The sequence below is a fragment of the Novosphingobium sp. UBA1939 genome (genome assembly GCF_002336885.1).
Lineage (GTDB): Bacteria > Pseudomonadota > Alphaproteobacteria > Sphingomonadales > Sphingomonadaceae > Novosphingobium.
Genome location: NZ_DDFB01000031.1, coordinates 1 through 12,313, shown reverse-complemented (window position 1 = coordinate 12,313; position 12,313 = coordinate 1). Strand labels below are relative to the sequence as shown.

The window sequence follows — 12,313 nt, the reverse complement described above, 5'->3', positions numbered from 1 at the left end:
GCACCTTCTGGAAACGGCGCTCCAGCGCGGCGTCCTTCTCCACGTACTTGCGGTGCTCGTCCAGCGTGGTCGCGCCGATGCAGTGCAGTTCGCCCCGCGCCAGCGCCGGCTTGAGCAGGTTGGAAGCGTCCATCGCGCCATCGGTCTTGCCCGCGCCGATCAGCGTGTGCATCTCGTCGATGAACAGGATGATCTCGCCCTCGGCGCCCTTCACCTCGTCCAGCACCGCTTTCAGCCGTTCCTCGAACTCGCCGCGATACTTCGCCCCGGCGATCAGCGCGCCCATGTCGAGCGCCATCAGCCGCCGGTCGCGCAGGGATTCGGGCACGTCACCGTTGGCGATGCGCAGCGCCAGTCCCTCGGCAATCGCGGTCTTGCCCACGCCCGGCTCGCCGATCAGCGCCGGGTTGTTCTTGGTGCGCCGGGCGAGGATCTGCACGGTACGGCGGATTTCCTCGTCGCGGCCGATCACCGGATCGAGCTTGCCCTCGCGCGCCGCCTCGGTCAGGTCGCGCGCGTATTTCTTCATCGCCTCATAGGCGTTTTCCGCCCCGGCGCTGTCCGCCGTGCGGCCACCGCGCAACTGGGTGATCGCCGCTTCCAGCGCCTGCGCGGTGACGCCCGCCGCCTTCAGCGCCTGCCCCGCCGCCGTGGTGGTGGCGAGCGTGAGCGCCACCAGCATCCGTTCGACGGTGACGAAGCTGTCGCCCGACTTGGCGGCGACCTGCTCGGCCTGGTCGAGCACGCGCACGGCATCGTTGTCGAGGCCCGGCGTCTGCTGCGCGCCGGAGCCGGACACCGCCGCGATCTTCGCCAGCGCCTTGTCGACTTCGGCCTGCGCCAGCGCGGCATTGCCGCCGGCGCGCTGGATCAGCCCGGACGCCATGCCCTCGCCATCTTCCAGCAGGGCTTTCAGGATATGGTCCGGCGTGATCCGCTGATGGTTCATGCGGATGGCCACGGTCTGGGCCGCCTGCAGGAAGCCCTTGGCACGATCGGTGAATTTCTCGAGGTTCATGGGGTCTAATGTCCTCCTGTTGCGCCAGAGATAGTGTTGCGTTTGGGCAACACAAGGACATGGGTCAAATTTTGGGTGATGACATTCATGACAAAGCTAGCTGTCGATACGCCCCGTAACTGCGTGGCAGTTCGAGAATTGAAATTACTAAGACGATGCCTCTCACCGTTGGGAACGCGCTGCGTCTATCAGGCTTCTAATGTCCTTCAGAGAGCGGAGTTGCGGTTCTGGTGGAGCGTGTTCTGCTGGCAGCCATTGGCCCCCTTGGGCTTTCGCCATCAAATCCAATAAAAGATTGGAAGTTCTAGAAAATTGCCTTGAAACTAGATCAATATCTCTGACACAGAGTGATCCACTTGGCGGCAATGGCCTCTTAGATTTGATCTTCGGCTCCTTATATGAGATTGGCACGATCGCGTATCGTCGCCCCGCACTTGCTCCATAGAATCCGATAGTTCGGCAATGCGCGATCTTGTTACGCGTTGAGGACAAAGCACGAACCTGTTCACGCAATCTTGCCCAGTCCTCGATCAGCTCTTTGAACGTATTGGATTGCGCAATTGCATTGTCCGTAAATGCCAGCTTCGTTCTGAAGTTATCGATTGCGTAGAAGGACGCACCGACGACCTTTGTCGGCACGCCGGAAAAAGCGACAGTGCAGATGTTGAATAGGCCGTTCTCAACATGCGCCCAATGCGTAATCGCCTGTCCTATGGCCATATGGAAGGCGATGTGTTCCTCGACGGGGGTCAGCACCGGGACAGTCATCAATAACACCGATCAAATTGAAAAAGCCACGCTTTACGCCTGACGCGAAACACCCTCGTAAGCCACATAAGCCCACGAAAGAGTCCAGTCCAAAAACTTACGACAGCAGCATTTCCTACCTCTACTTCCGAGGCGCGTCACCAGTCGGACCACGATTAGGCAACCGAATTTAACTCGGTTGATTCGATCGCGAGGCGGCGTTGCCCTAATTGGCATTTGGATCTCTCCATACACCGTTCTTGTCACCCTTTTTGCGCCGCCAATCGACGCGCAGGCGTCCGCCGGAAAGTCGCCTTCACACTCTCGCCAAGAATACCCCACCCGGCCAACGCGTTAGCCCATCCTAACGCGCCTCAAAATGCTGCATCGCAACAAGTCGGTCAGATCACCGTCACCGGAGCAGCGCCGAACTGCAACCTGCGCCCCCTAGGTGCCGCCCGGGAGCCCGATCGGGTCGGGCGGTTCAAATCCCAGGGGGACAATCATGATCGCATTTCAACCGCGCCTGGCGCTGGGCGCCTCTTGCCTTGCGCTGGCCACCCTGCTGGCCACGCCCGCGCTGGCCGCGTCCGACGACCAGGCCGCACCGGCGGCCGATACGCAAAGCCCGGACGCCGAAGCGCCCGGTGGCGGCGGGCAGCTTTCCGAAATCGTGGTGACCGCGCAGAAGCGCCGGGAAAACCTGCAGGAAACGCCGATCGCGATTTCGGTCCTCACCAGCCAGGGCCTGGCCGACCGCCATGTCACCTCGCTGCTCGATCTGGGTGACGGCGCCATTCCCTCGCTGAAGGTCGCCCCGTTCTTCTCGCGCCCCGGCGCGCTGATCGTCAACATCCGCGGCGTGGGCGTGCTGTCCGATTCGAACCAGCCCGCGCGCGATCAGGGCGTGGGCGTCTATGTCGATGGCGTGTACATGGGCCGCGCGCAGGGCCTTGGCACCGCGCTGTTCGATGTGGAGAACATCGAAGTGCTGAAAGGTCCGCAGGGCACGCTGTTCGGCCGCAACACCATGGGCGGCGCGGTCAACATCGTGACCAAGAAGCCCAGCGGCCAGTTCAAGCTGAACGCCACGGCTGGCGCCGGCAACTATGGATCGTACAAGGGCGAAGTCCATGTCGATCTGCCGGAGTTCGCGAACATCAGCCTGAAGGTCGATGGCGTGATTGCCCGCCGCAACCCCTTCGTGAAGAACCCGATGCCGGGTCAGCTGGGCTTCAATTCCTATGACAAGCACGGCGTTCACGTGGAAGCGCTGTGGAAGCCGGTAAGCAATTTCAGCGCCGACCTGTCTTACGACAACAGCTATGACGCGACCAGCACGCTGTACATGCAGCAGATTTCGGCGCCGCTCGGCCTGCCCGTTTCCGCGTCGGGATCGGCCGCGGTGCCGGCCAACGTCCTGTCCCCGCTGTTGACCCTGCAGCCCGATCGCGCGTCCACCGCCGTGGTCGGAGCGCCGCAGCAGGCGAGCGTGGGCAAGGCCGAAGGCGGGCGGCTTGGCCTGGAATACATCGCTACGCCGAACCTGACCTTCCGGTCGATCACCAGCTATCGCGAAATGACGCAAAGCCAGTTCGACAACGGCTCCGTCGCCACCAGCATGCAGCGCCCGACCTCGGTCACGAGCTTCCAGAACTTCGCCTTCGGCCGCTACAGCCTGGCGCCGTTCCGGCAGAACCAGTTCAGCCAGGAATTGCAGGTGATCGGCGAAGTGCCGCGGCTGAAGTACCAGGCCGGCGGCCTCTATTACCAGGAACGCGTGGAAGACAGCGCGCAGGCGCCCAACACGCTGATGTTCACCAACGCGGCCGGCACCGCCTATACCATCTGCGATCAGGCACTGGTTTCAAGCTGCCGCTATGTGACGCAGCGCGCCAGCCACGTCAAAACCACCAGCATCGGCGTCTATGGCCAGGCGACGTACACCCCGCCCGTGCTGGAAGACATGGTCCACCTGACGGTCGGCGCCCGCTGGACGCGCGACAAGAAGGAAGGATCGCTGTTCACCATCAACGGCGCGGCGCCCTCGATCCCGGTCAACGGCGTCAACGTGGTCGGTCCGATCGCGCTCGATCGCAGCTGGTCGCGCGTCGATCCGCTGGTGAACCTGGCGTTCGATGCATCGCGTGACCTGCACTTCTACGGCAAGTGGAGCACGGGCTACCGCTCCGGCGGCGCCAGCTCGCGCTCGCTGACGTACCGCGCGTTCGATCCGGAAAAGGTGTCGATGTTCGAAATCGGCGCCAAGACCGAATTCTTCGACCGCCATGCCCGGTTCAATATCGCCGCCTACACCGGCACCTACAAGAGCATCCAGCTCGACTTCAGCGGCCTCTATGTCGATACCGTCAACGGCGTGCCGCAGATTACGACCCGCACCACGACGGACGTGGTCAACGCGCCCGGCACGGGCCGCCTGAAGGGTGTGGAAGCCGAACTGCTGCTGATGCCGGTGGATGGCCTGACCCTGTCGGCCAGCTATGCCTACAACAGCGTGCACATCCCGCCGACGGTCAATCCGTTCCCGCAGACCGGCGGCGTGCCGATCACCACGCCGGTGCCGATCTACCAGGTTTACACGCCGAAGCATTCGGCCAGCGGATCGATCGACTACGAACACGAAGTGACGGCCGGCGGCGCGATGCTGAAGTTGCACCTCGACGGCAACTACGACTCCGGCTTCTACGTCAACTACACCGACGCGAACTACGACAACAACACGCGCGCGGTGCGCTACCCGCAGGTGAAGGGGGAATCCGGGCTGGTGTTCAACGGGCGCATCGCGCTGGCCGACATCCCCATGGAAGCGAACGGCGCGAAGGTGACGGTGGCGGTGTGGGCGCGCAATCTCTTCAACGAACAGCACCTGTTCTACAAGACCGGCAGCGCCGCCGCCGGCATCAGCGGCTTCTTCAACGATCCGCGCACCTGGGGCGCTGAAATCAACGTGAAGTTCTGATCCGCGCGCCAAGGCGCAAGGCATCCCGAAGGCCGGTCCGCGCGCATTCCGCGCGGGCCGGCCTTTCGCGTATGCAAGTTTGCAAGCGGCGTTCGACGAACGGACACGTCGTTCGTCGAACGCCGTTCAGCTTCGGTATGGCATCGGTTTCTGAAACGGTTACAAAGGATACAGAGTCTCCCACAGGATAACCCATGGCCCGCATGCATTCCGCTTCGCAGTTCGTCTCCGCCATCGCCATCGCCGCCGCACTCGCTTTCACCGGAACGCAGCCCGCGGCCGCCGCGCAGCCGGCGCCGGCAGAGGCCATCAAGCCCGCCCCCGTCGCCGATCTCGTCAACCGGGTGACCATCCCCTACGAAAGCTTCACCCTGCCGAACGGCCTGCGGGTGCTGGTCAGTACCGACCGCAAGGCGCCGGTGGTCGCGGTTTCGGTGTGGTACGCGGTCGGCTCCAAGAACGAACCGAAGGGCAAGACCGGCTTCGCGCATCTGTTCGAACACCTGATGTTCAACGGGTCCGAACATGCGCCCGGCGATTTCTTCGAACCGCTGCAGCAGGTCGGCGCGACCGACATGAACGGCACGACGTGGTTCGACCGCACCAACTATTTCGAGACCGTGCCAACGGCCGCGCTCGACCGCACGCTGATGCTGGAAAGCGACCGCATGGGCTACCTGCTGGGTGCGGTCACCCAGGAAAAGCTCGATAACCAGCGCAGCGTCGTTCAGAACGAGAAGCGGCAGGGCGACAACCAGCCGTTCGGCATGGTCGAGTACGAGGAGCTGGAGACGCTCTATCCCTCGGGCCATCCCTATCACCATTCCACCATCGGCTCGATGGACGACCTGAACTCGGCCTCGCTCGAAGACGTCAAAGGCTGGTTCCGCGACCACTACGGGCCGAACAACGCCATCCTCGTGCTGGCGGGCGACATCGATCTCGCCACGGCCAAGGCCAAGGTCGTCAAATGGTTCGGCGCCATTCCCGCCGGCCCGGCGGTGCAGCCGGTATCCGTGCCGGTGCCCACGTTGCCCGCGCCGGTCAGCAAGACGATCAAGGATCAGATCGCCACCACCCGCATCTACCGCGTCTGGACGATCCCCGGCCTCGACAACCCGGAATACCTGCCGCTGCAGATGGCGGGCGCGGTTCTTGGCGGGCTTGCCAGCTCGCGGCTCGATGACGCGCTCGTCCGGCAGCAGCAGCTTGCCGTATCGGTATCGGCGAGTACCTCGATCTTCGCGCAGGGCGGGCAGTTCGAGGTCTTTGCCGACGTGAAGCCCGGCACCGATCCGGCGAAGGTCAGCGCCGCGCTCGATGCCGAAGTGGCGCGGTTCCTTGCCCAAGGGCCGACGCAGGACGAACTGGAACGCGCTGCGACGACGTTTGCCGCCGGGCAGATCCGCGCGCTGGAATCGGTGGGCGGCGGCAGCGGCAAGGCGCCCACGCTCGCCGAAGGCCTGCTCTACCAGCACGATGCTGGCGCCTATCGCAAGGAACTGGACGCCGCGGCCGCGCTGACGCCCGCGCAGGTTCGCGACGTGACCCGGAAATGGCTTTCGCGTCCCACATTCGCGCTGACGGTGGAACCAGGCACGCGCACCGAAGGCGGCGAACACCGTGGCGGTTTCCTGACCGATCCCAAGAGCCCGTCCGCCCGCCCCGCCTTCTGGCGCGATCCGCGCTTTGCGGATGGTTCGGCATCAGGCGCGGGGGCCAGCGCGCCCGACCGGTCGGAGCTTCCGCCCGTGGGGCAGCTCAGCCCGCTGGTGTTCCCGAAGATCGAACGCGCCACCCTGCCCAACGGGATGAAGGTCTATTTCGCCCGTCGCGCCGACGTGCCGGCGGTATCGGTGCGCGTGAGCTTCGACGCTGGCTATGCCGCCGATCCCAAGAACGCGCTCGGCACCGAAGCGCTGCTGCTTAAACTGATGAACGAAGGCACGACCACGCTCGATTCCTCGGCGTTCGCGCGGGCACGCGAGCGGCTGGGCGCCAGCATCTCGGGAAGCGCGAACCCCGATACCACGTCGTTCCAGCTCGATGCGGTTACGCCCAATCTCGCTGCCTCGCTGGGGTTGCTGGCGGACTATATCCAGCATCCGGCGCTGGATGCCCGCGAACTCGAGCGCGTGCGTGCCCAGCAACTCACGGCGATCAGCGGCGAGATGAAGGACCCCACCTCGCTAGCGTTCCGGGTGCTTTACCCGACGCTCTACGGGCCGCAGCACCCCTATGGCATTCCCGCCACCGGAACCGGCGATCCGGCCGTCGTCGCGCGCCTCTCGCGCGATGATCTGGCCACGTTCCACAAGCGGTGGTTCCGCCCGGATACCGCCAGCGTCTTCGTGGTCGGCGATACCACGCTGGCCGAAGTCACCAAACTGCTGGAAAAGAGCTTCGGCGCCTGGAAAGCGCCGGCCGAACCCGCCCCGGTCAAGAACTTCGCGGTGCCGGTTCCCGTCCAGAAGCCGCGCATCATCCTGATAGACCGGCCCGCCTCCCCTCAATCCGTCATCATGACGGGCGAAGTGCTGGACGCAAAGGGCACCGACGACCTGCTGGCGCTGCGCACCGCCAACGACATCTTCGGCGGCAACTTCCTCTCACGCATCAACACCAACCTGCGCGAAACCAAGGGCTGGTCCTATGGCGTGTCGAGCGGCGTGGTCGAACGGGAGGACCGCGTCCCCTTCCGCATCATCGCGCCGGTGCAGACCGACCAGACCGGCCCAGCGATCGCCGAACTACGCAAGGAACTGACCGGGTTCCTGGGCGCGAAGGGCGTGACAGCCGACGAGATCAAGTGGTCCACCAGCGGCAGCGCGCGTGAACTGCCCGGCATGTTCGAAACCTCGCGCTCGGTGCTCGATGGCGTGAGTTCGATCATCGAAAACAAGCGGCCCGACAACTACTACGAAACGCTCGCCGGCCGCTATGGCAGCATGACCGCGCAGCAGGCGGACGCCGCCGCCCGCGCCGCAATCTCGGCCGACAAGCTGGTCTATGTGGTGGTGGGCGATGCCGCCAAGGTGCGGCCGCAACTGGAAGCGCTGGGCCTGCCAGTCGAATCGCTTGCTATTGACAGCAATGTAGGTAGCAAATGAGAGGGCGTCGCCGGCGCTTGCCGGCGAGCCGTTAACGGGAGAGAACCATGTCTGTTGCCGGTACCTATGATTGCGTGACCAAGACGCCGATGGGCGATCAGTCGAGCAAGTTCACCGTCGAAGTCAGCGGCGATACCTTCACCGGCAGCAACGCCGGCCCCACCGGCACGATGGCGGTGGAAAACGGCAAGGTCGATGGCAACACGCTGACCTGGCAGATGAAGATGACCGTACCGATGCCGATGACGCTGGACTGCAAGGCCACCGTCGATGGTGACGCGCTGACTGGTTCGGTCACCGCCGGCATGTTCGGCACCTTCCCGATGAACGGGACGCGCGCCTGAACGAAGTCTCCACGATTCCTTACGCGGATGGGCGCAACTTGTGTCCATCCGCGTCGTCGTGAAGATGGCGCCAATCAGCGTACTGCGCGGCAAACGCGATAGGTAAAATCGGCATTGTTGGCTTTCCCCCACAGGTATACTGGGCGTTGCAGGGGGGTCGACGATGCGGACGATTTTATGGGCCTTGGCGGCCGTTTTGGCGCCGCTGCATGCGGCGTACGCGGCGGAAAGCACCGCCGGCACCGCCGCCGCCCTTTGCGAATTGCATGTATGGCCATCCGGCCCGTTGCGCTCTACCTACTACGGCTGGGTGCATGGCGGCATCGTGGACGGCTCCGTCCAAGGCCGCCCTGGCTATCCGAAACTGCCCGATCAGCCTTTGACCACCGCGCGACAGGTGGAAATCCTGAACAGCCAGGATCTGCCAGCCATCCTCGGCCTGCCCGGCTTCCGGACGGTTCTGCACGATCAGCCGCTGGAAAGCCGCGTGTTGCGTGGCACCGTTGGCCGCATTCTCGCGAACAGTCCCCCCTGCTACGCGGAACTCGCCATCGATGACGTCTTCTTTCAGGCAGATGTCTTCAGCGGTGCCTATCTCAAGACGCTCGTGCGCTTCCGCAGATTTGATGCCGGCGATACGCCGACCCGCACGTTCGGCACGATTGCGACCGAGAAACTCACCCAGTTCCCGCCGGCAAAAAGCGATGCGGACCCCGCGGATGCTGTCGCCGAACTGTCTGCGGCCTTTGGCAAAAGCCTGACCGATTTCGGCAGGATGCTGGCCGCCCCGCCGAAGCGCAAACATTGACCGAACCAGGATAAGAGGGGGGCTACGAATGAAATATCCAGGCCTTGTGCTCGGAACGATGCTGCTTGCCGGCAGCGTGCAGCAGGTCTGCGCACAGGAACAGGGGTCGGCGGCTACCCCGGCGGCGGCCGTGTCGGACCAGACCGCCACGGCTCAACCCGCTCCGGCTCCGGTCGAGGTCATTGCGCATCCTCCTGCCGATGCCGCGGCGGATGGGTGCGAACTGCATATCTGGCCCGCGCAACGAATGACCTCGATGACCACCGGCCTGCTGGGCGGAGGCTTGCTGGATGCTGCGATCCACGGCAACCGGGATGCCACCAACCGCACGCTGCTGGCCAGCGCCCTCGACAGTCCGAGCCAGCTGGATGCGCTGCAGGCGCTGGATCTGCGGACGGAACTGAAGCTGACGCCCGGCACCACGATCATCACGCATTCGCAACCCGTCGACCGCCACACCATGAACTCGGTCAAGACACGCCGCGGGGAATCCCCGAGCAAGTGCTATTCCGAACTGATCGTGGCTGACGTCTTCTACCAGAAAGCCGCCATTTACGGTCGCTCGCTGCGAACCCTGTTCATGGTGCGCGATTTCGGGGCCGGCGAGAAGATCGCCTTCGAATACGAGGCCTGAGGCGGCAACGGCCTGAAACTGTTCCCGCCCAAGGAAGGCGAAGACGCCGTGGCCGCGCTCGACGAGCTGGTCGCCGTGTTCAAGAAGAACTTCCAGGAATACGCCAACAACGAACGCAAGGCGCCACGCACGCTGGCCAAATCCTGATTGGCGGGTTCCGGCCCGCACAGCGCGGGCCGGAACGTTACCCCAGCTTCTTCTTCAGCAGTTCGTTGACCAGCTGCGGGTTGGCCTTGCCCTGCATGGCCTTCATCGTCTGGCCCACGAAGAAGCCGAACAGTGCTTCCTTGCCGCCCCGGTACTGTTCGACCTTGTCGGCATTGTCAGCCAGCACCTTGTCCACCACCGCTTCGATCGCGCCGGTGTCGCTGGTCTGCTTCAGACCTTCGCGCTCGACGATGGCGGCGGCGCCGTCGCCCGTTTCCAGCATCTTTTCGAGCACCTGCTTGGCGATCGAGCCGGAAATCGTGCCATCGCCCACCAGCGCCAGCAGTTCGGCCGCGCCTTCGGGGCTGACCGGCGAATCCTCGAGGCCGCGGCCCAGCTTGTTGAGCGCGCCGAACAGTTCGGAGGTCAGCCAGTTGGCCGCCTGCTTCGCCACGTCGGCTTCGCCCTTGCCCTGCTTGCCCGCGCTTTCGGCCAGCAGCTTCTCGAACCAGCGCGCGGTTTCCACGTCAGCGGTCAGCACGCCGGCGTTGTAGGGCGAGAGGCCCAGCACGGTTTCATAGCGGTGGCGCTTGGCGTCCGGCAGTTCGGGCAGGCTGGCGCGGCATTCCTCCAGGAACGCATCGTCCAGTTCCAGCGGCAGCAGGTCGGGATCGGGGAAGTAGCGGTAATCGTGCGCGTCTTCCTTCGACCGCATCGAACGGGTGGAGCCGCTGTCGGGATCGAACAGGCGGGTTTCCTGCACGATCTTGCCGCCGGCCTCCAGCACATCGACCTGCCGGCTCGCCTCGTGCTCGATCGCCTGCATGACGAAGCGCACCGAATTGACGTTCTTGGTCTCCGTACGCGTGCCGAATGGCTCGCCCGGCCGGCGGACCGAGACGTTCACGTCGGCGCGCATCGAGCCCTGGTCCATGTTGCCGTCGCACGAGCCGACATAGCGCAGGATCGTGCGCAACTTGGTGAGGTAGGCCCCCGCCTCGGCCGGCGAGCGCATGTCGGGCCGGCTGACGATCTCCATCAGCGCCACGCCCGAGCGGTTCAAGTCCACGTAGGACATCGTCGGGTGCTGATCGTGCATCAGCTTGCCCGCATCCTGCTCCACGTGGATGCGTTCGATGCCGATGGTCTTGGTGCTTTCGGGGTCCTTGTCGTCGAGCTGGATCTCGATCGTGCCCTCGCCCACCAGCGGGTGATAGAGCTGGCTGATCTGGTAGCCCTGCGGCAAGTCCGCGTAGAAGTAGTTCTTGCGGTCGAAGCGCGACCACTTGTTGATCTGCGCGTTGATCGCCATGCCCGTGCGCACCGCCTGGCGGATGCATTCGCGGTTGGGCACCGGCAGCATCCCCGGCATCGCCGCGTCAACGAGGCTAACCTGGCTGTTCGGCTCGGCCCCGAAAGCCGTGGCCGATCCCGAGAACAGCTTGGCGTTGGACGTGACCTGCGCATGGACTTCGAGGCCGATCACGACCTCCCAATCCCCTGTTGCGCCCTGAATGCGATAGCTGTTCATCTCGTTCTTCCGTCATCCCCGCGCAGGCGGGGATCTCGTTGATCTGGGTCGGACCTTCAGGCCCGAGACCCCGGCTTGCGCCGGGGTGACGTCCATTACCACCACTTCGCCGGCTTGGCCGCGAACCCCGCGCGTTGCTCGATGGCCAGCCCGGCGTTGAGCACGCCCTGTTCGTCGAACGCCTTGCCGATGATCTGCAGGCCCAGCGGCAGCCCGTTGCAGTCCAGCCCGGCGGGCACCGACATCGCCGGCAGGCCCGCAAGGCTGGCGGGCACCGAGAACACGTCGTTCAGGTACATCGCCAGCGGATCGTCGCTCTTTTCGCCCAGCGCGAACGCGGCGGTCGGCGCGGTCGGCGCCAGGATCACGTCGACTTCGGTGAAGGCGTTCTTGAAGTCGCGGCTGATCAGCGTGCGGACCTTCTGCGCCTGCGTGTAATAGGCATCATAGAACCCGGCCGAGAGCACATAGGTGCCGATCAGGATGCGACGCTTGACCTCCGCGCCGAATCCGGCCGCGCGCGTGGCGGCGTACATGTCCTGCAGGTTCGCGCCGTCGGGCAGTTCGCGCAGGCCATAGCGCACGCCATCATAGCGCGCGAGGTTGGATGAGGCTTCGGCCGGCGCGATAATGTAGTAGGTCGGCAGCGCGTACTTGGTGTGCGGCAGCGAGATGTCGACGATCTCCGCGCCCGCGTCCTTCAGCCAGGCGATGCCGTCGTCCCACGATTTCGCGACGTCCGGGTCCATGCCGTCCATGCGGTATTCGCGCGGGATGCCGACCTTCTTGCCCCGCAGGTCGCCCGAGAGCCCCGCTTCCCACGCGGGCACCGGCAGATCGAGGCTGGTCGCATCCTTGGGATCGAACCCTGCCATCGCTTCCAGCATGATCGCGCAATCGCGCACGTCGCGCGCCATCGGCCCGGCCTGGTCGAGCGAGCTGGCGAAGGCCACGATGCCCCAGCGCGAACAACGGCCATAGGTCGGCTTGATGC

The 12,313-nt window shown here is 64.6% G+C and carries 9 protein-coding genes; 5 read left to right on the top strand and 4 right to left on the bottom strand.

Features of this window, described 5'->3' with window-relative positions; translation table 11 throughout:
* Window positions 1-1,018, bottom strand: a 1,018-nt coding sequence (locus tag B3547_RS05145) for a Clp protease N-terminal domain-containing protein (protein WP_292960861.1), incomplete at its 3' end; no start/stop codon positions are given.
* Between the two features lie 162 nt (window positions 1,019-1,180).
* Window positions 1,181-1,786, bottom strand: a complete 606-nt coding sequence (locus B3547_RS05140) for a hypothetical protein (RefSeq protein WP_292960859.1) — start codon at window positions 1,784-1,786, stop codon at window positions 1,181-1,183.
* Between the two features lie 484 nt (window positions 1,787-2,270).
* On the opposite strand from B3547_RS05140, the gene B3547_RS05135 reads away from it, so the two are divergent.
* The 5 genes from B3547_RS05135 (at window position 2,271) to B3547_RS05115 (ending at window position 9,641) form a co-directional block, all read left to right on the top strand.
* Window positions 2,271-4,745: a TonB-dependent receptor gene (locus B3547_RS05135; RefSeq protein WP_292960856.1), complete on the top strand. Its 2,475-nt coding sequence runs from the start codon at window positions 2,271-2,273 to the stop codon at window positions 4,743-4,745.
* Window positions 4,746-4,939: 194 nt separating this feature from the next.
* A complete protein-coding gene (locus B3547_RS05130) occupies window positions 4,940-7,855 on the top strand; it encodes a M16 family metallopeptidase (RefSeq protein WP_292960854.1) in 2,916 nt (971 codons plus the stop codon).
* Between the two features lie 47 nt (window positions 7,856-7,902).
* Window positions 7,903-8,199 (top strand): hypothetical protein, encoded by a 297-nt coding sequence (locus tag B3547_RS05125; RefSeq protein WP_124807812.1) that lies wholly within the window; start codon window positions 7,903-7,905, stop codon window positions 8,197-8,199.
* Window positions 8,200-8,362: 163 nt separating this feature from the next.
* Window positions 8,363-9,007, top strand: coding sequence for a hypothetical protein (locus tag B3547_RS05120; protein ID WP_194919748.1), 645 nt, complete (start codon window positions 8,363-8,365; stop codon window positions 9,005-9,007).
* A 28-nt stretch (window positions 9,008-9,035) separates the two neighbouring features.
* Window positions 9,036-9,641, top strand: coding sequence for a hypothetical protein (locus B3547_RS05115; protein ID WP_292960850.1), 606 nt, complete (start codon window positions 9,036-9,038; stop codon window positions 9,639-9,641).
* A gap of 184 nt (window positions 9,642-9,825) precedes the next feature.
* Here B3547_RS05115 and gatB read toward each other — a convergent pair whose 3' ends face one another.
* Together gatB and B3547_RS05105 are read right to left on the bottom strand one after the other, a co-directional pair.
* Window positions 9,826-11,319 (bottom strand): Asp-tRNA(Asn)/Glu-tRNA(Gln) amidotransferase subunit GatB, encoded by a 1,494-nt coding sequence (gene gatB / locus B3547_RS05110; protein ID WP_292960847.1) that lies wholly within the window; start codon window positions 11,317-11,319, stop codon window positions 9,826-9,828.
* 95 nt (window positions 11,320-11,414) lie between these two features.
* A partial coding sequence (locus B3547_RS05105) for an amidase family protein (RefSeq protein ID WP_292960844.1) occupies window positions 11,415-12,313 on the bottom strand: 899 nt, incomplete at its 5' end.